The sequence below is a fragment of the Hymenobacter endophyticus genome (assembly GCF_032464715.1).
Lineage (GTDB): Bacteria > Bacteroidota > Bacteroidia > Cytophagales > Hymenobacteraceae > Hymenobacter > Hymenobacter endophyticus.
Genome location: NZ_JAWDJT010000015.1, coordinates 184549 through 205731 on the forward strand (window position 1 = coordinate 184549; position 21183 = coordinate 205731).

The following is a 21183-nucleotide window of genomic DNA, read 5'->3' on the forward strand; positions in this document are numbered from 1 at the left end:
GATAAGGTTCTTCGCAAGCTCAGGATGACAGTTCTTTTGACTCTTCCTCTACCCTTCCCCGCATGGATACTTACCACTCCCTGATTTCCCAGACGTTTGACTTCCCCACGGACGAGTTTCACGTGGAGAACGACGAGCTGCGCTTCCACGACATCGACCTGATGGCCCTGGTGGAAAAGCACGGCACCCCGCTACGCATCGCCTACCTGCCTAAAATCAGCACCCAGATTCAGCGGGCCCAGGAGTGGTTCCGGACAGGCATCGAGCAAACTGGCTACCAGGGCAAATACTCCTACGCCTACTGCACCAAGGCCTCGCACTTCAGCTTTGTGGTGGAAGAGGCCCTGAAAAACGGCGTCCACATCGAAACTTCCTCCTGGTTTGATACCAACATCATCCGGGCCATGCATGCCAAGGGCCGGGTACAGAAGGATACGTTCATTATCTGCAACGGCTTCAAAACCGAGGAATACAAGTACGAAATCACGCGCCTCATCAACGACGGGTTCGTGAACTGCATGCCCATCCTCGACTCGCCCAACGAAGTGGACTACTACCACGACAACGTGCGCGAGAAGTGCAATGTGGGCATGCGCTTGGCCTCCGATGAGGAGCCCCGCTTCCAGTTCTACACCTCCCGCCTGGGCATCCGCTACGCCGACGCTATTCCGCTCTACGAGCAGAAAATCAAGCATGACCCGCGCTTCGAGCTGACGATGCTGCATTACTTCATCAACACCGGAATCAAGGATACCAGCTACTACTGGTCGGAGCTGAGCCGGTTTGTGCACAAGTACTGCGAGCTGCGCAAGGTGTGCCCCACCCTCACTACCATTGATATTGGCGGCGGCCTGCCCATCCAGACCAGCATTCAGAAGGAGTACGACTACCCCTACATGATTGCCGAGGTACTGCGCACCATCAAGCGCATCTGCGAGGAAGAAGGCGTGCCGGAGCCGGATATTTTCACCGAGTTTGGCATCTTCACGGTGGGCGAATCGGGCGCCACCATCTACAGTATTCTGGATGAGAAGTTGCAGAATGATAAGGAGTTGTGGTATATGATTGACGGCTCGTTTATCACCAACCTGCCGGATACCTGGGCCCTGAACCAGCGCTTCATTATGCTGGCCCTCAACAACTGGAACCGCAGCTACAAGAAAATCCAGCTGGGCGGCCTCACCTGCGACTCCCAGGACTACTACAACGCCGAGAAGCACATTTATCAGGTGTTTCTGCCAGAGCGTAAGCCCGCCACCGATGCCAAGCCGCTATATGTGGGCTTCTTCCACACCGGCGCTTACCAGGAAAGCCTCTCGGGTTACGGTGGCGTGAAGCACTGCCTCATCCCGGCTCCCAAAATGGTTATTCTGGACCGGGACGCCGACGGCAACCTCACCGACCGGGTGTTTGCCGAGGAGCAGACCGCCGATTCCATGATGCGCATTCTGGGCTACCAGTCCTAGTTCGTGCTCCTACTCAGCCAGAACAAACTCCCCGGAGCAGTGCTTCGGGGAGTTTGTTCTTTTAGAAGCGGGTTGCACACGGGCGGGAGTTCCCGTACCTTTACCCACGTACACCCAAACAGCCGGGCCCGGCCCGCTCACATTTTACTCCGCATGAAAAAAGTACTACTCCTGGCGTGTGTGGCCGGCCTTGGGCTGAGCTCCTGCAACAAAAAGTCTCAGTGCCCCGCTTACTCCAGCACCAAGGATGCCGTGCGGGTTTCCTCTACCATCGTTGCTCAGCACACTACCGCCACCGAGCGGCAATAAGTACACAGTACAAGCTGGTATACACCAGGTTAGCCACAAATGGCCTTTTCCTCTAACAGGAAGAGGCCATTTGCATTTATTCAATAACGAATTAACTCGTCAATAAAACAATTTTGCGGCGAAGGAATCGTTAAGACGCAAACAGGGTTGCTTCTGAAGGACTTGTGTTAGAATGCCAACCACACTTTTTGTCTTTTACCATGAAAAAACTTTTTCTCTGGGGTGGTTTCCTGCTGATAGGTGCCTCCTCCTGCCGCAATCAATGCCCCGCCTACTCCGCCACGAAACCAGTTAATCGGGTAGCGGCGCCGATTATGGCCAGCACGGCCCCAGTGGCAGAGCACCAGTAGTTTGGTTTCCGTTTGCACACACCCGCCCGGCGCGGCTCCAGTACTTGGGGCCGCGCCGGTGGCGTTTGGTACCGGTGCGCTACCCGGCCAGCATGAGGTTGGTGGCGGCGCGTAAGTCGGCAACGTGGGGTTGGTAGCCAGCTTGCGCCTCCGGGCCCACCAGTATGCCCCGCACGCCCACGCGGTGCCCGGCTTCCATATCGCGCAGCCGGTCGCCCACCATCCAGCAGTGGCTGGCATCCAGCCGGAAACGAGCCATAGCTTTTTCCAGCATCAGGGAGCCAGGCTTGCGCGATAAAGACTCCGAAACGTCGGGGTGGCCGGGTGCGAAGTAGAACGCATCAATCAAGCCCCCCACTGCGGCCTGCAGCTTGTGGTGGCAGGCCTGCACGTGGGCCGCCGTGTAGAGTCCCTTGGCAATGCCGGCCTGGTTGGTTACTACCACCAGGTAAAAACCTGCTGCCTTCAGCCGGGCCAGGCTTTCGGGCACGCCGTCCAGCACCACAAATTTTTCTAGCTCCCATACATATTCTCCTATTTCCTTGTTGAGTACTCCGTCGCGGTCCAGAAATACGGCTTTATTCATGTGCGTTGCGGGTTGAAGCAGTGGGTGGGCAAAGGTAGCGGAGTATAGGTGCGCTACCAGCCCGCCCAGGTGCCAGGCGCCCGTTGCGGAGCCAGGAAATCAGCCCAGCACCTTCAGAAGCCCCGAATGGCCGTACCTTTGCCTGTTCCTATCATCTTTCCTCCCCAATGGCAATTGCAATTCTGGGTGGCGGCATTTCGGGCCTTACGCTGGCTTGGTACTTGCAGCGCGCCGGCCTCGACTACGACTTGTTTGAAGCCAGCGCCCGACCCGGCGGCAACCTCCGCTCAGAGCAGCGCGACGGATACCTGGTAGAAACCGGCCCCAACTCCCTGCAGCTTTCCGAGGAACTGGCGGAGCTGATCAACGCCTTGGGCCTGAGCGGGCAGGTGCAGGAGGCGGCGGCCGTCAGCCAAAACCGCTACGTGCTGCGCCAGGGCCGCTACCAGAAGCTGCCCGCTTCGCCCCCGGCTCTGCTTACCAGCTCCTTCTTCAGTGTGAAAACGCGCTTGAACTTTGTGCGGGAAATGTTCCGGCCAGCTCAGCCCATTGATCCGCAGGAAACCCTGGCCCACTTCTTCAGCCGGCGGTTTGGGCCGGAGGTGGTGGAGTATGCGCTTAATCCGTTCATCTCGGGTATTTACGCCGGCGACCCGGCCCGCTTACTGCTGCACAAAACCTTTCCCCAGCTGGCTGCTCTGGAGCAGCAGTACGGCTCGGTAGTCAAGGGCCTGATGAAAACGAAAAACCCCGCCGGCCGCCGCCGCATTATTTCCCTGGCCGGGGGCCTGCAAACTCTCACGGCTACGCTGGGCAGTAAGCTGCGGCGGGCCCACTTCGGGCAGGCGGCCACGCACCTGCACCGCCGCGCCGATGATGGCCGCTGGGAGGTAGAAACCACTGCCGGCCCCGCCCCTCGCCTCTACCACCACGTAGTGCTGGCTCTGCCGGCTTACGCGGCGGCTCCGCTGCTACAGGAGCAGTTTCCGGCGGTGGCGGCAGCCCTCAACCAGGTGCAGCACCCGCCCATGACGGCCATTTATACGGCCTACCACCGCGCCGACGTGGGGCACCCGTTGGATGGTTTCGGGGCGCTCAATCCCAAAGCCGAGCAGCCCTACGCGGCCGGTAGCATCTGGACCAGCTCCATCTTCCCCGGTCGGGCCCCGGCCGGGCAGGTGCTGTTTACCACCTTTGTGGGCGGCAGCCAGTATGAGGAGCAGGCCCGCCAGCCCGAAGCCGCGCAGAAAGCCGCCGTGCACGAGGAGTTGAGCCGCTTGTACGCGGTACGGGCCGGGGCCGAGCCGGTGTGGCAGTACCGTTACTACTGGGACAAGGCCATTCCGCAGTTTGACGCTCACATTGGGCCGGCCCACGCCGCCGCGGATGCGCTGGCGGCGCAGGGCCTGCATGTGGCGGCCAACTGGCGCTCTGGCGTGGGCGTGCCCGACTGCGTGCGCCAGGCCCGGCAGCTGGCCGCTACGCTGGCCGCGCGGTAGCTGGCCCACCGGCCGGCCGGGCTTCGGCAGCTATTTAGGCGGGTTCTGCTAAACTCAAAATACTCCGGCACGTGTTATAAGATGGCCGCCGTGGGGGCCGCGGCAACTTTCGCCCTTTTTTGGCATCTGTTTGGGGATGCGGCAAGTTGCAGCGGGGCACTACTACCCAATGCGGCGGCACACCGAACAAACTTCTACCTTTGCGGCAATGATAAACGGGCTCGTCCTGATACCGACCTACAACGAGAAGGAAAATGCGGAGCTTATTATCCGCAAGGTCTTCTCCTTGCCCCAACCGTTCGATGTGCTCATCATTGATGATGGCTCGCCGGACGGCACGGCGGCTATTGTGCGCGGGCTGATGCCGGAGTTTCCGGAGCGGCTGTTTCTGGAGGAGCGCACCGGCAAGCTAGGCCTGGGCACAGCCTACATTCACGGATTCCACTGGGCTCTGGCGCGGGGTTACGAGTATGTGTTCGAAATGGACGCCGACTTCTCCCATAACCCCGATGATTTGGTGCGCCTCTACGATGCCTGCGCCCACCAGAACTACGATTTAGCCATCGGCTCCCGCTACATTCAGGGTGTGAATGTGGTGAACTGGCCTATGGACCGCGTGCTGATGTCCTACTTTGCCTCAGCTTACGTGCGTATTGTAACGGGTATGCCCATCCGGGATGCTACGGCCGGCTTTAAGTGCTACTCGGCGCAGGTGCTGCGTACTATTCTGCAGAACCGCATCCGGTTTGTGGGGTATGCCTTCCAGATTGAAATGAAGTGGCTGGCCCACAAGTACGGCTTCCGCATTAAAGAAGTGCCCATCATTTTCACTGACCGCACGCGGGGAGCATCTAAAATGAGCAAGGGCATTGTGCAGGAAGCTTTCTTTGGAGTTCTGCAAATGAAGATTGCCAGCTGGTTCCGCCGTTTTGATCGTACTCCGGCAACTTCCCCCGACGCGGCCGTAGCGGCCCTACCAGCTGCTCCTGAGGCCCGTTAGCCAACCAGCATCTTAACCAACTACTACCCACTCCAGCTGCTACACTTCAGCTATGGTGGGTGGTTGCTTTTAGCGGCGGCTCATTTCCAGTAGCGGCATATCGGGTTAGGCGCGTATCTTACCCCGATGGAAATATCCCCGCTGTTCTGGGTTAGCTTTAACGTGGGCGTGCTGGCCCTGCTGCTGCTCGATTTGCTGGTATTCAACCGCAAGGCCCACGTAGTGCGCATGCGGGAAGCCCTGGGCTGGAGTGCATTCTGGGTGGCTCTGTCGCTGAGCTTTAACTATGGCGTGTACCACTGGATGGGCAAGCAGGCGGCCCTGGAGTTTCTCACCGGCTACCTCATCGAGAAGTCACTGAGCGTGGACAATCTGTTCGTGTTCCTGCTCATCTTCACCTACTTCAAAGTTCCGCCGCAGTACCAGCACAAAATCCTGTTCTGGGGTATCATTGGGGCGTTGGTGCTGCGGGCGGCGTTTATTCTGGCCGGGGCGGCGCTGCTGGCCAAATTCCACTTCCTGCTGTATGTGCTGGGCGCGTTCCTGGTGTACACCGGCGTGAAGATGGCCACCAGCGGCGGGGAGCCGGAAATCGACCCCGATAACAACCCGGTAGTCAAGTTCCTGAGCCGCCATCTGCCCATCACCAACCGCTTGCACGAGGGCCGCTTTTTTGTGCGCCAGAACGGCACCCTGTTCGCCACGCCCTTGCTGGTGGTGCTGGTAATGGTGGAAACCACCGACGTAGTATTCGCCGCCGACTCTATTCCCGCCATCCTGGCCGTTTCGCGCGACACGTTCATCGTATACACCAGCAACGTGTTTGCTTTGCTGGGTCTGCGGGCCCTGTATTTCGCTTTGGAAAGCCTGATGCGCCTGTTTCACTACCTGCACTACGGCCTCTCGCTCATCCTCGTCTTTATTGGGGGCAAGCTGCTGGCTACTGAGTTTGTGCACATTCCGATGGGTATTTCTCTGGGTGTCGTCGGGCTGATTCTGGCCGGTTCCATCGGGCTGTCGTTGCTGTTTCCGAAGAAGGAGGAAGAAGAGGAAGTCCAAGAGAAAAAGTAGAAAGTCAAAGCCCCTCCGTCATCCTGAGCGCAGCGAAGTACCTTATAGCAGCAGAACGTTTGTCGTAACAACGACTTGCTCTGCCGTAATAAGGTACTTCGCTGCGCTCAGGATGACGGAGGGGCTTTGACTTTCTACTTTTTACCTCTGCCTTCCCGGCCCTAATTCCCCGCTGGTGGGGTAGCGGGCGGGGCGGGCTGGTTGGTGTTCACGCCGGCATCAGGGGCGGTGTCGCCGCCGAGCAGGTCAATCAGGTTCAGGGGCTCGTATTGGGAGGAGTCGGCGGCTACTACGGTGCGCACCGTGTCGCGAGTGGCCCGCACGATAAACTGCCGGGCCGGGCCCTGGAAGTTTACGGAGGTACCCACGTTTTCGTACTCGCTCTGCGAAATGTAGCCTTTGCGGGCCATTAGCTGGGCAATGAGCCGGTGGAAGTAGCGCCCGCTCACGCGCATTTCGCCGTACTGGTTGAAGCCGTTGCGGTAGTATTTGGGCCGCGGAATGATGCTGGCCAGAAACAGGCTTTCCGAGAGGTTGAGGTTGGCCGGGCGCTTATCGAAGTAGAATTCGGCGGCCTCGTGCACGCCGTAAATCTTCGGGCCCCACTCAATAATGTTCAGATACACCTCCAGCATCCGCTCCTTGGTGGCCAGGCGGGTGTTTTCGATAATCCACACAATCAGGGCTTCCTCGGCCTTGCGCACCAGGGTTTTCTTGCGGGTCAGGAACACGTTTTTCACCAGCTGCATGCTGATGGTGCTACCGCCCCGGGCAAAGCGCCGCTCCTTCAGGTTCTGAATAGCCGACTTCACAAAAGCCTTTTCCATAAAGCCCCGGTGCGTCATAAAGCGCGGGTCTTCGGCCGTCATGATGGCGTATTTCAGGTAGTCCGACACTTGGTTATAGGGCGTGTATTCGGGGTTGGAGGGGCCTACCAGGAAGGTTTTCACCGTGTCGCCCTTGTCGTTGTACGCCGTATGCAGAAACTCCTCGTTAAGCTGATTCAGGTTCTCGCGCCCGAAGCGGGTGATGCGGAACTTGGTAGCCCGCAAGCCCGAATCGAACTTGAGGCTGTCGAGCTTATTCATGTCCAGGTCGGCCATGAGGTGGTACTGCACCGTGCCCTCGGCTTGAGTGCCTTCCAGGGTCTCAAACATGCCTTCTGGTAAGGAGGCAAAGAAGTCGTTGGCCTTGGTTTCGGCCGATTCTACGTTCAGCTTCACCTGCACGCCGGCCAGCAGCTGGCTGCGGCTGGTGAGGCCGTTGATGTCCTTGCCAATCACGCGCTCTGGCACGGGTAGGCGGCGCACACTCAACTCCGGAAATAGCTCCATTTTGTTGAGCAGCACCCGCGTGCCTTTTTCCAGAGCAAACGAAGCCTGGCCCAGCTTCATCACGAAGTCAATGCCCCCGCGCGGGAAGCGCACGTCACTGTCGGAGAGCTTGGGGTGGTTCACGATGAAGTTAGCAGCCGAAGCGGTGCCCTTCACGGTCAGCTCATCGTCCCCGCTCATATCTTTCTCGGAGAGGCTCACGCGCACCGTATCAAACTGCACCCGGGCCCCGTAGCGGCGCTGCACGTAGGGCAGCACCACGGGCCGCTTGTCCAGCCCGAAGATGTTGGCGTCCACCTCGTAGTCGCCCGCGTCAATGTGGCCCTGCACCCCCACGCGGTTCTCCACCGAGTCGATGTTGGCCGTGAGCTGGCCGGTAATGTCGCCGTCCTCAATAGCCAAACGCGGCATTACCAGGCGCGCCCGGTGGCGGGGGCTCTGGTAGGTCACGAGAAAGTTCTGGAAATCGGCCTCGTCGGGAATGTTATCGAAGGTGGCTTCCAGCAGCTGGTTGGCCAGCAAGCCGTAGTTAGTGCCCTTGGAAGTGTCAACCGGCGCTACGGGCTGGTTTTTCTTCTTTTTGTAGAGGAAGGAGTAGTTATCCTGACCGCTGCGGGTTTGGCGGGCGGTGAGGCGGGCGTTGTCGATTTCGAGGTTGCTGAACACCGGTCGGCCGGCAAACAGACTGCGCACACTCAGGGATGCCCGCACCTGTCGGGCCGTGAACAGGGTATCGTTGAGCGTAGTTGGGACCAGGCTCACACCCTCCAGCTGCACGGTATTCAGGTCCGTGAAGCGGGCCGGGCCCAGGGTGAGCACCACGGGGTACTTGCCCTCCACCTTGGTTTTTACCTTGCGCAGGGCTAAATCCAGCAACTCCTGCCGCTTTGCGAGGAAGATGCCGAGGCCAGTAAGTAGAAGCACCGCCAGGATGCCCAGGCCGATGCCGATTTTTTTCTTGGTAGCTGGAGTCACGCGCACAGTTCGGGAGAGAAAGAAGGGGCGGCCGGACCGAGCGAAGTTCGTGCCGAACCTGCCGCCGCTCTGCGGGCAAAGGTAACGAAAAAGGCCCGCGCCCCGATTGGCTTGCGGCCCGGCTTCCGCTACCTTTGGCCCGTTCCAGGCCATTTTTTCCTTCTACGCATGTCCGCTGCTCTCGACTATACCGTGCTTACGCCCCTCACCGCCGTGTCGCCCCTCGATGGTCGTTACCGCCGCCAGGTTACTCCGCTGGCCGCCTACTTCTCGGAGCTGGCCCTGATTCGGTACCGCGTGCTGGTGGAAGTGGAGTACTTTATTGCCCTCTGCGAGCTGCCCCTACCCCAACTGCAGGGCGTGAATCCGGAGGTTTTCGGCCAGCTACGCGCCCTCTACACCGGCTTCAGCACCGCCGATGCCGACGCCGTGAAAGCCCATGAGCGGGTGACCAACCACGACGTGAAGGCCGTGGAATATTTTCTGCGTGACCAGTTTACGGCCCTGGGCCTGGGGCAGTACCTGGAATTTATTCACTTCGGCCTGACGTCGCAGGACATCAACAACACCGCCATTCCGCTCAGCCTCCAGCACGCCCTCATTCATACGCTGCTGCCCGCCTATGCGCAGGTGCGCAACCAGCTGGCCACCCGCGCCCAGAGCTGGGCCGCCGTGCCCATGCTGGCCCGCACCCACGGCCAGCCGGCCTCCCCCACCCGTTTGGGTAAGGAAGTAGAAGTATTCGTGGCCCGCCTCGACGCCCAAGTGGAGCTACTGGGCCAGGTGCCGTTCGGGGCGAAATTTGGCGGAGCCACTGGCAACTTCAACGCCCACCACGTAGCCTATCCCGGCACCGACTGGCACCAGTTTGCCCAGCAGTTTGTGGAGGGCCGCTTGGGCCTCAAGCGCAGCCACCCTACCACCCAAATTGAGCACTACGACCACCTGGCGGCCCTCTGCGACGGGATGAAGCGTCTGAACACCATCCTCATTGACCTGGCGCGGGACGTGTGGCAGTACATTTCCCTGGGCTACTTCCGCCAGACGGTGAAGGCCGGCGAAGTAGGCTCCTCGGCCATGCCCCACAAGGTGAACCCCATTGATTTTGAAAACGCCGAGGGCAACCTGGGCCTGGCCAACGCCGTGCTGGAACACCTCTCGGCCAAGCTGCCCATCAGCCGCCTCCAGCGCGACCTCACCGACTCTACGGTGCTGCGCAACCTGGGCGTGCCGCTGGGCCACACCCTCATTGCCCTCACCGCTTTGCAGCGCGGCCTCGACAAGCTAGCCCTCAACGAAGCCGCCCTCCGCCGCGACCTGGACGACAACTGGGCAGTGGTGGCCGAGGCCCTGCAAACCATCCTGCGCCGCGAGAACTACCCCGACCCCTACAACGCCCTCAAAGCCCTCACCCGCACCGGCACCGCCATCAGCCAAGCTACCATCAGCGAGTTTGTGGATAGCCTGAACGTGAGCGACTCGGTGAAGCAGGAGTTGCGCGCCATCACGCCCAGCAGCTACGTGGGCGTGTAGATTTGTATTTCCAATAGTACAATAGAACGTTATGCTGAGTGAAGGCGCAGCCGTAATCGAAGCATCTCTACCGCTTCGTTTAGTCAGCCTTATTAGCCCAAGGTTTAAACCCTGGGCTATGGAGCGGTCAGCGTTGCAATGATTGCACTAGCCAGCGGTAGAGATGCTTCGACTTCGCCTCCGGCTGCGCTCAGCATGACGGTCTTTTCTTCTTGTGTCAAGATTTCCCCCAATGCCCCACCTCAACGGCGTAACCGTTCACCCCGACTGCCGCCACTTCCGTGGTGATATTCCCTGCCGCCCCAACAAAGAGCACGGCTACCAGTGCCAGGACTGCCCGGTGTACGCGCCCACCCAGCAGCGTATTCTCATTATTAAGCTTGGGGCCATCGGGGATGTTATCCGTACTACGCCCCTGTTACGGCGGCTGCGCCAGGAGTACCCGGATGCCCGCATCACCTGGCTTACGCTCACGCCCGCCATTCTACCCCAAAGCGGTGGCTGGATTGACGAGGTGCTGAAGCTGGAGCTCACCAGCGTGCTGCATCTGCAACAGCGGGAGTTCGACGTGCTGTTCAACCTCGATAAAGACAAGGAAGCCTGCGCGCTGCTGGGCAGCATCCGAGCCACGCAGAAGTTTGGCTACCAGTTACACCCGCAGTATGGCGTAGCTTGGCCCGTGGGCGAGCTGGCCAACCACAAGTACCTAACCGGCGTGTTCGACGAGCTAAGCCAGCAGAACCAGAAGCCCTACGTGCAGGAGATTTTCGAGCTCTGCAGCTACGAGTTTCAGGGTGAAGAGTACGTGTTCGACACCCACGAGGACAAGGGCTACAACTGGAGCCAGCTACCCCAGGGCCGCCCCCGCATCGGCCTCAACACCGGCTGCGGCGACCGGTGGACGACGCGCCTGTGGTCGGATGAGAAGTGGATTACGCTTATTGGACAGCTGCAACAGGCCGGTTACGCGCCCGTGCTACTGGGTGGCGAGGCGGAGGATGAACGCAACCGGCGTCTGCATGCCGCTACCGGCGCGGCCTACTTAGGCACCTTCCCCCTGCCCCAGTTTATCAACCTCCTGCACCAGATGGACGGCATTGTGACGCAGGTGACTATGGCCATGCACATCAGTATTGCCCTGCGCAAGCCTACTATTCTGATGAACAACATCTTCAACCCCTACGAATTCGACCTTTACGGCCGTGGCCAACTCGTGCAGCCGGATAAGCCGTGCGTCTGCTTCTACCGGGGCTCCTGTAAGCTGGGCCCCAGCAGCTGCATGGAAGATTTATCGGCGCAGAAGGTGTTCGAGGCCGTGCGGGCGAGTGTGCCCATTTAGGCCGTCATTGCGAGCGGAGCGAAGCAATCCTTCCTTTCAAGGCACAAAGCCCTACCAGAAAGCGCATCAACGCGTTCTGGTGGGGCTTTATCATTTGGCGCACCTACAAATCCTCCGCTAAATCCCGCCATTCCCGGTTCGCCGCGTTGATCAACTCCAGCTTTTTCTGCCGGGAGCCCGCTTTCAACTGCTTCTCGCGGGCAATGGCGGCGTTGGCATCCGGATACGTCTCAAAGTACACCAACTGGTGCACGTTGTATTTCCGGGTGAAGCCCCGATGCAGGCCCGCTTTATGCTCCGCCACCCGTCGTTTCAGGTCATTCGTTACGCCGACATACAGGACCGTTCTGTTCTGATTGGTCAGCAGATAGACGTAGAAGGCTTTCATAAAGCGCGGCTTGACAGACTAAATAGGCTTTAAATAGGTCTGCGTTTTGCGCCCTGATAAGGAAGGATTGCTTCGCTCCGCTCGCAATGACGGTCAGCCGGCCACTTCCTTCAACGCCTTCACCATCACGTCCCAGGAAAACTCCTTTTTCCTGGCCCACACGCCGGCCGTGAACTCCTGCTCCCGTTGGTGCGCATAGAAATCGACCAGCGCGTCGGCAATGGCCTGAGGCGTGGGCGGCACCACGTAGCCGACTTCGCCGTTCGGAATCAGCTCGGCCAGGCCGCCTACGTCTGTTACCAGCATGGGGCGGCTGAAGTGGTAGGCAATCTGCGAAACGCCGCTTTGGGTGGCGTTTTTGTAGGGCTGCACCACCATATCGGCGGCGCAGAAGTAGTCCACCACCCGCTCGTTGGGAATGAAGTCAGTGGCGCGTACTAGGCGGCTTTCCAGGTTGTGCTGCTTGATAAGGGCCTCATAGGGCGCGGCGTCCTCGTAATACTCGCCGGCTATGATAAGCTTGAGCGACAGCCGGGCCAGCCGGGGATCGGCAAAGGCTTCCAGCAGAATATCCAGCCCCTTGTAAGCCCGAATGAACCCGAAGAACAGCAGGTAACCAAACGCGGGGTCGATGCCCAGGGCCGCCAGCGCCTCGGCTTTGGGTTTAAGCGGACCGAAATTATCGTAGAGCGGGTGCGGCCGGTAGAGGGCTGGCTGCCGGAAGTGCAGGCGACGCAAATCGGCCAGCACTGCGCGGCTCATGGTCACGAAGCCATGGCAGGCGCTCAGGAAGTAGCGCGTGAGTGGCCGGTCGCCAGGTCGTTTCTCGTGCGGAATTACGTTATCGGTAATGGCTACCACGCGGGTATGGCGGTTGCGCCGGACCAAGCGGGCCACCGTGCCTAAAGCCGGCCCCATAAACGGCAGCCAGAACCGAAAAATCACTAAATCGGGCCGTTCCCGGCGCAGGCGGTTCCCCACCCGGTACCAGTTCAGGGGGTTCACCGAATTCAGGCTAACTTCAATGCTCAAATCATCGGGGCCCGGCTCGGTGCTGAACTGCGTCTGCCCCGGAAATAGGAAATCGGGATATTGCAGGGAAAACGTGACGAGGCGCACCTCGTCGCCGGCCTCGCGGAAAGCCCGGGCCAGCCGCTCGTTATAGGTGGCCAACCCGCCCCGCAACGGGTACGCCGGCCCGATGATAACTACTTTCATAGGGTGGAAACTTACAAAAGAAGAACGTCATGCTGAGCTTGCCGAAGCATCTCTACCGCAATGCTAACTGTTTGATTAGCCTTGGTAGAGATGCTTCGGCAAGCTCAGCATGACGTTCTGTTGTCGTTGATTGGTTACTTCAAGTTCAGCCGCTCCTTCACGAGGTAGTCGTTGCGGTGGGCACCGTTGAGCTGCACCATTTCGGCCAGAAAACCCGCCAGGAACAGCTGCACGCCTACCACCACGGCCACCAAAGCCAGGAAGAACAGGGGTTGAGCCGTAACGTCGCGGGTGGCGAGGTTCATAATCCAGGAGTGCCACACCTTCTCTCCCACCAACCACAGCGTAATCAGCATTCCAATCAGAAACGACACCGAGCCCAAGGCCCCGAAGAAGTGCATGGGCCGCCGCCGGAACCGGCTCACGAACGTAATGCTCATCAAATCCAGAAAGCCGTACACGAACCGCTCCAGCCCAAACTTGGTGGTACCATACTTACGCTCCTGATGCTGCACCACCTTCTCACCGATGCGCCGGAACCCGGCCCACTTGGCAATAACGGGGATGTAGCGGTGCATTTCCCCGTACACCTCGATGCTTTTCACCACCCGGCTGTCGTAGGCTTTCAGGCCACAGTTGAAATCATGCAGGTGAATGCCCGAAATCCAGCGCGTAACGCCGTTGAATAACTTGGTAGGAATGGTTTTACTGAGCGGATCGTAGCGCTTCTTCTTCCAGCCGCTTACCAGGTCGAGGCCGTCGTGGGTGATCATGCGGTAGAGTTCTGGCAGTTCCTCCGGCGAGTCCTGCAAGTCGGCATCCATGGTGCACACCACCCGGCCCGTGGTTTCCTTAAACCCCACGTTCAGGGCCGCCGACTTGCCGTAGTTACGGTTGAAGCGGATACCGCGCAGATGCGTATCGGCAGCGGCCAACTGCTCAATTACCTCCCAGGAGTCATCCGTCGAGCCATCGTCAATCAACAGAACCTCATACGTCAGCCCATGCTGGGCCAGCACGCGGTTGATCCAACGGGTGAGTTCCGGCAACGACTCGGCTTCGTTGAGCAGGGGAATGACAATGGACAGCTCAACCGGAAAATGCTGCGAAAGACGCTTACTCAAACTCAGGACGGGTATGTTTAGTGAAGGCAGAAATAACCAGCGACAGTAAGAAACCAAAAAAAGCGGTGGCAATAATGGCCCACACAATGCTGAGTGGCCCCGTAGGCATTAACTTTTCCGTCCATTGTATTGCTTGCTCTATTTGCTCCTCACTCATGTTGCCATCGGCTTCTAACTTAGCGCGGCTGGCATCCAGGGTACGCTGCACGTATTCAGTGTCAATAAAATTGACGTAGAGGTAGTTAAAGACACCACTTAATGCGCCAATAACCGCACCAGCAATAGTGGCAATACCCAAACCTTGGGCGTAGCTCATGAAACCCGCATTGTGCTGTTTGTAGAATTTATGCGCTAGGATAATACCAACAATCAGGATAGCAAACGTGAGCAAGCCCATCATAGGCTTCTGCTCCAAGTCTGCCACCTTCAGTAGAAAGGAGTAAATACTAGTAACAATGCCTACTAGCAGTCCATAACGCAGACCAGCTGATACAGGAGTGACGGGTGAAGTGGTAGCGGTAGGTTGCATAGCGCAGAAGTGAGGTTAGATGAACGGATACGGGAAGGTATGCTATTTCCGCAGAAACACGCCCCCAGGAATGCTCAATACAACGCCCAGCAGCAGTTTTTTAACAAATTCATCCTGCGCAAACTCAGCAGCCGTGGTAGCCAGGTTGCGCAGCGTGGCTTGATACTGCTGCAGCCCATTGGCCTCTTTAGTGTAGAGGGCTTTAGAAGCCTCCAACATTTTTTTGGCTTCTACCAGGTGCTCTGCAATTAATGCTGAACCAGTCAGGCGCGAAAACACATACATGCCCGCCGCTGCTACGGCCGCCGTTACCACTGCTGTGAGCACTCCCGCTGCAACAGAGCGCCATAGCCCCGGCCCCTCCGGTACATAATACCTACGCAGAAGTAGTTGGGCGCTTACGGCCGCAATAGGCGTAAAAAAGTCTGCCAGAGTACGCTTTGGTCCGTACGGGTTGTTATCCGTCAGATAAAGGAATAGCACCCAACAGATGCACATAAAGCCGGCCACTGTTCCGCACAAGACAGCGGTGCGCAATAGAGGTCTGGGATGAGAGAGAGTTGATTCCACGGTAAGCAGCAAATGAGCCCACAAGATACGCCGCGCCCCGCTCATTCCACGGGCCTAACCTAGCTCCGGGTGCGCTACCAGACTTACCTGAGCAGCAAACCTATGCCGCAGCTGCGGCCGGCACAGTCTGCCGCCGGGGCCAGCGTAACAGCATTCCTTCTAGTAGTAAACAGGCCAAGGCACCCCACACAAAGTAGCGCCATAATGGCGTACCCACTTGGGTAGCCTTGTACCGACCCGCTATTGTTTGTCCTGCATTGGCCTCGTATACCTGCACATTAGGATACTTATTTCCAAGCATCTGCCGCAACTCTGCCGCCGTGTAGCTACGCAAATCCGATTCGCGCTTGTCGACATTGAAAGCTAGAGTAGTCACAACTTCCCCCCCTCGCTCCAACCGGTAAAAACCAGGTAGCCGCAGTGCTGCTGGCACATCCAACCGCAGGCTACCGCCTTGCTCTTGCTGCCCCGGAATAACCCGTATGCTGTCCTGCACCAACTGGTACACGGTTTCTGTGCTACGCCGGCTCGTACTCTTAGGCAACTTCAACCGTATGCTTGCTTGGGTAAGCCGGTAGGCCGGCTGATGCTCTTGCTGGTAACTCAACATCCCTAACCGATACATTACTGGCACAAACAGGGGGTGCCGGGCAAAATCGGAATACTGCTCGCTAAATGGCGCTGCAAAAACATACACGCTACCCGCCCCACTCGGAAAACCTGACAGGTAGTTATCCCCGTCCCGCATGCGCAGCACATCAGTCCCCGAGCGGGACCACCGCAACACAGGCGCCGCTTTCGGCATACCCGCCCGTACGTTTATGCCAGCAAACACATCCTTAAAGAAAGTATTTTGAGCATCTGGTGCTGCTACTTGTTGCAGCACTGGTGCCTGCTGCACCGCCGGCTGCCATTGCATAGGCCCTACTCCCAAAGCCCGGAAGAACTGCGTATACGCTTCTCGCTCGTTTGTTGCTGCCGGGGGTACTATTACAAGTGTAGCACCTTGCTGCACTGCTCTTCGCAAATTATCACGCAAGCCGGCACTTAGGCTTGTCAGCTCACGCATTATCAGCAGGTTAGCAGAATTTATATCCTGATAATTGACTTGCCGGCTGGTAAAGTGCTGATACGCAAATAGCGGCTCGTTGGCATATAAACGGTCCAATACGGCCGTTTCGCTCAACTCCACTACCCTGATTTGCGCCGCTGGTTGCAGCGTGAAATAATAGGTATTGTCAAAATCAACCGGGTAATCGTCAAGCTGTATCTGCGCCAATTGGGCTTCAGCACTTTGCAGTCGAATGCGCACCTGTGTTACCGTAGTTTGTCCAGCCGGAACTGTTGCTTGAAAAGCCGCGGCCTGCTGACTCCCAAGTAGAAGTTTAACTCCGCAGGTAACAGCTGGTTCCTGGCCTCCGTTTTTCAACCGGATATACAACGTCACATCTGCTCCCTGACGGATAAATGCATCATCCACCCATACACTATCCACAAACACATTGGCTTGATACTTGGCAGCTAATGGCACTAGAAATATCCGTTGCGCCGAGTCCAAAGCGGCAAATGAGCTAGACGAAAAATTACTTTTCTGAAAATCGGAAAACACGAATAAAGGACCTGACTGCCCGCCCCGCTGTGCTTGTGCCTGCCGTAAAAGTACCCCTACTGGCTCTGATTGTCCATCTATCTGCACTTGCTCAACTGCTTCCCGGTAAGCTGCTCCGCTGAGCGGTTCCTTGTTACCTGGCCATAACCAGAAGCGGGCCGCAGGAGGAAAAGCTAAGGGAAGCTCAGTAGCTTGTAGAACCGCTTGCTCCAGCAGGATCTGATCATTCTCACCTTGCTGCTGCATACTCGGTGAAGCATCTACTACTACCTGCACAGAAGAAGTCATCATTGCACTTGACTCCGGTGCCGGTATGTAAGGCTGTGCGAAAACCAGCACCAAGCAGCTAACCAAAAAAACCCGACAAATCAGAATCAGAAGATGCTTCAGCTTACGCTGCCGGGCCGTTACTAACTGCACCTGCTTAATGAACTCCACATTGGAAAATAATACCCGTTGCGGACGGCGCAGTTCAAACAGATGAATAATGATAGGAATTCCTATGCCAAGTAATCCAATTAGAAACCCAGGATGCGTGAATGCCATGCCAATTGTTTAGTAAGTCAAGATAAACACAAATTGGAGTTAACAGGTTGCGCAAGTCAGGTAGAAGCCTCTTAGTAGAATTGGCAGCAATATCTTCATCAGATTACAATACAAAAGCCAAGCTCTGAAATAGAGCTTGGCTTGCAGTTAGAGAATTACGCAGTATTTCTCAAGACTTTAGAAACAGTACCTATCGAAGCTAAAGCGCCCCTCAGTCAGAAGTACAAGCACTTACTTGCATCTCATTTAACGAAGTAATTATTCAAGCTACCCAGCAGAGGCAGGGAACGACGCACCCCACAGATATACAGTAGTGCCCCGCCCCACCCCCAGCGGGGAGGAGCCACAGCACAGACGCAAGGTGGGGCCCGGGAGCAGCAGCAATCAACGGTGAGCACTGGAAAGAGCCGGCCCGGGGCGCGGCCCGGCCCATCGGCGGGGGCCCACGGGGGCCGGTAAACGCACAACAGCCCCGCGCATTCCGGTCACCAGGGACACAAGGAACGCAGCGGGGCTGGTGGATTGATAAGGTTGGCGGCGACCGACTCTCCCACCGGTGAAGGCAGTACACCCGGGCTAAAGCCACCATTATCAAGTCAGCCGAGGATCCGGGGCGTGCTCACGCACCGGGCGGCTGTCGTATCCGACATACAGGGCAAAGAAAAACAAGCGAGCAGTAGTGCCTATTTCCAACAGAAGTGTTCGAGTCCTTAGTACGGCTCGGCTGTGCGATTTCGCGCTCTACACCTACCGCCTATCAACGTGGTCGTCTCCCACGACTCTTCAATCGGATATCTCATCTTCAGGTGAGTTTCGCACTTAGATGCTTTCAGCGCTTATCTCATCCCAGCGTCGCTACCCGGCGCTGCAACTGGCGTCACAACCGGTGCACGAGCGGCTGGTCCAACTCGGTCCTCTCGTACTAAAGTCAGGTCCTGTCAAATATCCCACGCCCACCACAGATAGGGACCGAACTGTCTCACGACGTTCTGAACCCAGCTCGCGTGCCACTTTAATCGGCGAACAGCCGAACCCTTGGGACCTTCTCCAGCCCCAGGACGTGACGAGCCGACATCGAGGTGCCAAACCTCCCCGTCGATATGAGCTCTTGGGGGAGATCAGCCTGTTATCCCCGGCGTACCTTTTATCCTTTGAGCGATGGCCCTTCCATGCGGAACCACCGGATCACTATATCCGTCTTTCGACCCTGCTCGGCTTGTAGGCCTCACAGTCAAGCCTGCTTCTGCTATTGCGCTCTACATCCGGTTACCAAGCGGATTGAGCAGACCTTTGAAAGCCTCCGATACTTTTTTGGAGGCGACCACCCCAGTCAAACTACCCAGCAGACACTGTTTCCGTTGCCAGATTAGGTGCCAAACAACACAAGGGTGGTATTTCAACGTTGACTCCCCCAGACCTAGCGGCCCGGGTTCACAGTCTCCCACCTATCCTACACATGTGTTGTCCAGCAGCAATGTCAACCTATAGTAAAGGTGCACGGGGTCTTTCCGTCCCGTGGCGGGTACTCGGCATCTTCACCGAGACTACAATTTCACCGAGCTCATGGCTGAGACAGCGCCCAGATCGTTACACCATTCGTGCAGGTCGGAACTTACCCGACAAGGAATTTCGCTACCTTAGGACCGTTATAGTTACGGCCGCCGTTTACCGGGGCTTCGATTCAAACCTTCGCCTTGCGACTAAGTTCCCCTCTTAACCTTCCGGCACCGGGCAGGTGTCAGGCCTTATACTTCCGCTTACGCGTTCGCAAAGCCATGTGTTTTTGTTAAACAGTCGCCTGGGCCTTTTCACTGCGGCTTCTTACATTGCTGCAAGGAAGCGTCCCTTCTCCCGAAGTTACAGGACCATTTTGCCGAGTTCCTTGGCCATGATTCACTCGAGCCCCTCAGGATACTCTCCTTGACTACCTGTGTCGGTTTGCGGTACGGGCTAGAATGTAGTAAACGCTTAGCAGGTTTTCTTGGCAGTCTGATTAGGCACACTATCCCATTGGCCGAGGCCGCTAGGTACTATCATGTTTCAGCAAGATGGGCGTACTTGACTACCCTCCTTATACCTACACACTTTAACGGGCACTTCCGTCCGCCCGCGGTGCTTTCACTTCTGCGTCACTGCATCACTCCACATCCTAGGTGCTGGAATATCAACCAGCTGTCCATCGACGTAGCCTCTCGGCGTAGCCTTAGGTCCCGACTAACCCTGCTCCGATTAGCGTTGAGCAGGAAACCTTAGTCTATCGGGGGGCGGGTTTCTCACCCGCCTTATCGTTACTCATGCCTACATTTGCTTTTCTGGCCGCTCCAGCTCGCCTGACGACGCACCTTCACCGCTGACCAGAATGCTCCCCTACCACTTAGCTACTTAAAGCTAAATCCATCGCTTCGGTACCGGACTTGATGCCCGTGTATTATCGATGCCCTCTCGCTCGACCAGTGAGCTGTTACGCACTCTTTAAAGGAATGGCTGCTTCCAAGCCAACCTCCTGGCTGTCAAAGCAAGTGGACCTCCTTTGTTCAACTTAGTCCGAATTTAGGGACCTTAGCGGATGGTCTGGGTTCTTTCCCTCTCGGCCTGGGACCTTAGCACCCCAAGCCTCACTGCCGAGTATATCAACGGGCATTCGGAGTTCGTCAGGATTCGGTAGGCTGTGACACCCCCTAGTCCTATCGGTAGCTCTACCTCCCGCTGACTCCACCTCGACGCTGTACCTAAATACATTTCGGGGAGTACGAGCTATTTCTCAGTTTGATTGGCCTTTCACCCCTACCCACAAGTCATCCAAATCCTTTTCAACGGAAACTGGTTCGGTCCTCCAGTTGGTGTTACCCAACCTTCAACCTGCTCATGGGTAGATCACAAAGTTTCGCGTCTACCCCCTCTGACTCTGCGCCCTATTCAGACTCGCTTTCGCTGCGGCTCCAGGTGTTCACACCTTTAACCTTGCCAGAGAGGAGTAACTCGTAGGCTCATTATGCAAAAGGCACGCTATCACCCCACAAAAGGGCTCTAACTGCTTGTAAGCACACGGTTTCAGGTTCTTTTCACTCCGGTATTCCCGGTTCTTTTCACCTTTCCCTCACGGTACTAGTTCACTATCGGTCTCTCAGGAGTATGTAGCCTTAGCGGATGGTGCCGCTGGATTCAGACGGGGTTTCTCCGGCCCCGCCCTACTCAGGAATCCTCTACCGTACTCTACCAGCTCGCCTACGGGATTCTCACCCTCTTTGATCGACTTTCCCACGTCGTTCGGCTAAAGTAGAATAATCAGATGCTGAGGTCCTACAACCCCGCGCTGGCCGTAACCAACCCGGTTTGGGCTCCTCCCCGTTCGCTCGCCACTACTGGGGGAATCATATGTTATTTTCTGTTCCTCCGGGTACTTAGATGTTTCAGTTCCCCGGGTTTGCCTCTTTCATCCTATAGATAAAAGATCCTATCTCTTCAAGATAGGGGGTTGCCCCATTCGGATATGCGAGGATCACCTGGTATGTGCCCATCCCCTCGCCTTTTCGCAGCTTATCACGTCCTTCATCGCCTCTGAGAGCCTAGGCATCCCCCGTGTGCCCTTTTCTACTTCTGTAGAGGCTTTGCCCGTAGACAAAGCCGGCAACAAGGGCTACGCACAAAGGCATAGCGTCTCGTTTTGTTACTCGTTTGTTTCTCTTTGTTAACCCTGTATGTCAAAGAACGTGTACTACCCCTTTTGAGTAGTGCAG

16 protein-coding genes and 1 rRNA gene are annotated in these 21183 nt (G+C 57.3%); 8 read left to right on the top strand and 9 right to left on the bottom strand.

Translation table 11 applies throughout. From position 1 onward, the window contains the following. Positions 1-62: 62 nt before the first annotated feature. The 3 genes from ROI90_RS19095 (at position 63) to ROI90_RS19105 (ending at position 2125) form a co-directional block, all read left to right on the top strand. Positions 63-1466, top strand: coding sequence for a type III PLP-dependent enzyme domain-containing protein (locus tag ROI90_RS19095; RefSeq protein WP_315999882.1), 1404 nt, complete (start codon positions 63-65; stop codon positions 1464-1466). A 153-nt stretch (positions 1467-1619) separates the two neighbouring features. After that, on the top strand, positions 1620-1775 hold the full coding sequence (locus tag ROI90_RS19100; protein ID WP_315999883.1) for a hypothetical protein: 156 nt from the start codon (positions 1620-1622) through the stop codon (positions 1773-1775). A 200-nt stretch (positions 1776-1975) separates the two neighbouring features. After that, entirely contained in the window at positions 1976-2125 is a 150-nt protein-coding gene (locus tag ROI90_RS19105; protein WP_315999884.1) for a hypothetical protein, read from the top strand. Positions 2126-2204: 79 nt separating this feature from the next. Here ROI90_RS19105 and ROI90_RS19110 read toward each other — a convergent pair whose 3' ends face one another. Beyond that, positions 2205-2711: a D-glycero-alpha-D-manno-heptose-1,7-bisphosphate 7-phosphatase gene (locus tag ROI90_RS19110; RefSeq protein WP_315999885.1), complete on the bottom strand. Its 507-nt coding sequence runs from the start codon at positions 2709-2711 to the stop codon at positions 2205-2207. A gap of 167 nt (positions 2712-2878) precedes the next feature. Here ROI90_RS19110 and hemG point away from each other — a divergent pair, with 167 nt between their 5' ends. From hemG to ROI90_RS19125, 3 genes are all read left to right on the top strand, one after another. Continuing rightward, positions 2879-4210 (top strand): protoporphyrinogen oxidase, encoded by a 1332-nt coding sequence (gene hemG / locus ROI90_RS19115; protein ID WP_315999886.1) that lies wholly within the window; start codon positions 2879-2881, stop codon positions 4208-4210. Positions 4211-4418: 208 nt separating this feature from the next. After that, on the top strand, positions 4419-5210 hold the full coding sequence (locus ROI90_RS19120) for a polyprenol monophosphomannose synthase (protein ID WP_315999887.1): 792 nt from the start codon (positions 4419-4421) through the stop codon (positions 5208-5210). Between the two features lie 126 nt (positions 5211-5336). Then, positions 5337-6281: a TerC family protein gene (locus ROI90_RS19125; protein WP_315999888.1), complete on the top strand. Its 945-nt coding sequence runs from the start codon at positions 5337-5339 to the stop codon at positions 6279-6281. 161 nt (positions 6282-6442) lie between these two features. Here the strand turns inward: ROI90_RS19125 and ROI90_RS19130 are convergent, their stop codons facing one another. Continuing rightward, complete coding sequence (locus ROI90_RS19130; protein ID WP_315999889.1) at positions 6443-8596, bottom strand: biosynthetic peptidoglycan transglycosylase; 2154 nt, start codon at positions 8594-8596, stop codon at positions 6443-6445. 162 nt (positions 8597-8758) lie between these two features. Between ROI90_RS19130 and purB the strand changes: the two genes are divergently transcribed. Further along, the gene (gene purB / locus ROI90_RS19135) at positions 8759-10123 is read left to right on the top strand and encodes an adenylosuccinate lyase (protein ID WP_315999890.1); all 1365 of its coding nucleotides are present in this window, start codon (positions 8759-8761) and stop codon (positions 10121-10123) included. A 232-nt stretch (positions 10124-10355) separates the two neighbouring features. Next, positions 10356-11462: a glycosyltransferase family 9 protein gene (locus ROI90_RS19140; RefSeq protein WP_315999891.1), complete on the top strand. Its 1107-nt coding sequence runs from the start codon at positions 10356-10358 to the stop codon at positions 11460-11462. A gap of 103 nt (positions 11463-11565) precedes the next feature. Here the strand turns inward: ROI90_RS19140 and ROI90_RS19145 are convergent, their stop codons facing one another. From ROI90_RS19145 to ROI90_RS19175, 7 genes are all read right to left on the bottom strand, one after another. Beyond that, a complete protein-coding gene (locus ROI90_RS19145; RefSeq protein WP_315999892.1) occupies positions 11566-11850 on the bottom strand; it encodes a GIY-YIG nuclease family protein in 285 nt (94 codons plus the stop codon). A gap of 93 nt (positions 11851-11943) precedes the next feature. Next, complete coding sequence (locus ROI90_RS19150) at positions 11944-13068, bottom strand: glycosyltransferase (RefSeq protein ID WP_315999893.1); 1125 nt, start codon at positions 13066-13068, stop codon at positions 11944-11946. 134 nt (positions 13069-13202) lie between these two features. After that, positions 13203-14192, bottom strand: a complete 990-nt coding sequence (locus ROI90_RS19155; protein ID WP_315999894.1) for a glycosyltransferase family 2 protein — start codon at positions 14190-14192, stop codon at positions 13203-13205. After that, positions 14185-14721, bottom strand: a complete 537-nt coding sequence (locus ROI90_RS19160; RefSeq protein WP_315999895.1) for a DUF4199 domain-containing protein — start codon at positions 14719-14721, stop codon at positions 14185-14187. The genes ROI90_RS19155 and ROI90_RS19160 overlap by 8 nt, the downstream gene beginning before the upstream one ends. A gap of 42 nt (positions 14722-14763) precedes the next feature. Next, positions 14764-15336, bottom strand: a complete 573-nt coding sequence (locus ROI90_RS19165; RefSeq protein ID WP_315999896.1) for a DUF4199 domain-containing protein — start codon at positions 15334-15336, stop codon at positions 14764-14766. A 55-nt stretch (positions 15337-15391) separates the two neighbouring features. Then, the gene (locus ROI90_RS19170; RefSeq protein ID WP_315999897.1) at positions 15392-17446 is read right to left on the bottom strand and encodes a BatA domain-containing protein; all 2055 of its coding nucleotides are present in this window, start codon (positions 17444-17446) and stop codon (positions 15392-15394) included. Between the two features lie 690 nt (positions 17447-18136). Next, positions 18137-21047 (bottom strand): 23S ribosomal RNA (locus tag ROI90_RS19175). Positions 21048-21183: the final 136 nt, after the last annotated feature.

What these genes read in the sequence shown, in the direction of transcription:
- ROI90_RS19145 (WP_315999892.1), bottom strand. Translation starts at nt 11,850, where the DNA reads ATGAAAGCCTTCTACGTCTATCTGCTGACCAATCAGAACAGAACGGTC.
- ROI90_RS19150 (WP_315999893.1), bottom strand. Translation starts at nt 13,068, where the DNA reads ATGAAAGTAGTTATCATCGGGCCGGCGTACCCGTTGCGGGGCGGGTTG.
- ROI90_RS19095 (WP_315999882.1), top strand. Translation starts at nt 63, where the DNA reads ATGGATACTTACCACTCCCTGATTTCCCAGACGTTTGACTTCCCCACG.
- ROI90_RS19125 (WP_315999888.1), top strand. Translation starts at nt 5,337, where the DNA reads ATGGAAATATCCCCGCTGTTCTGGGTTAGCTTTAACGTGGGCGTGCTG.
- hemG (WP_315999886.1), top strand. Translation starts at nt 2,879, where the DNA reads ATGGCAATTGCAATTCTGGGTGGCGGCATTTCGGGCCTTACGCTGGCT.
- purB (WP_315999890.1), top strand. Translation starts at nt 8,759, where the DNA reads ATGTCCGCTGCTCTCGACTATACCGTGCTTACGCCCCTCACCGCCGTG.
- ROI90_RS19105 (WP_315999884.1), top strand. Translation starts at nt 1,976, where the DNA reads ATGAAAAAACTTTTTCTCTGGGGTGGTTTCCTGCTGATAGGTGCCTCC.
- ROI90_RS19170 (WP_315999897.1), bottom strand. Translation starts at nt 17,446, where the DNA reads ATGGCATTCACGCATCCTGGGTTTCTAATTGGATTACTTGGCATAGGA.
- ROI90_RS19140 (WP_315999891.1), top strand. Translation starts at nt 10,356, where the DNA reads ATGCCCCACCTCAACGGCGTAACCGTTCACCCCGACTGCCGCCACTTC.
- ROI90_RS19165 (WP_315999896.1), bottom strand. Translation starts at nt 15,336, where the DNA reads ATGAGCGGGGCGCGGCGTATCTTGTGGGCTCATTTGCTGCTTACCGTG.
- ROI90_RS19120 (WP_315999887.1), top strand. Translation starts at nt 4,419, where the DNA reads ATGATAAACGGGCTCGTCCTGATACCGACCTACAACGAGAAGGAAAAT.
- ROI90_RS19110 (WP_315999885.1), bottom strand. Translation starts at nt 2,711, where the DNA reads ATGAATAAAGCCGTATTTCTGGACCGCGACGGAGTACTCAACAAGGAA.
- ROI90_RS19100 (WP_315999883.1), top strand. Translation starts at nt 1,620, where the DNA reads ATGAAAAAAGTACTACTCCTGGCGTGTGTGGCCGGCCTTGGGCTGAGC.
- ROI90_RS19160 (WP_315999895.1), bottom strand. Translation starts at nt 14,721, where the DNA reads ATGCAACCTACCGCTACCACTTCACCCGTCACTCCTGTATCAGCTGGT.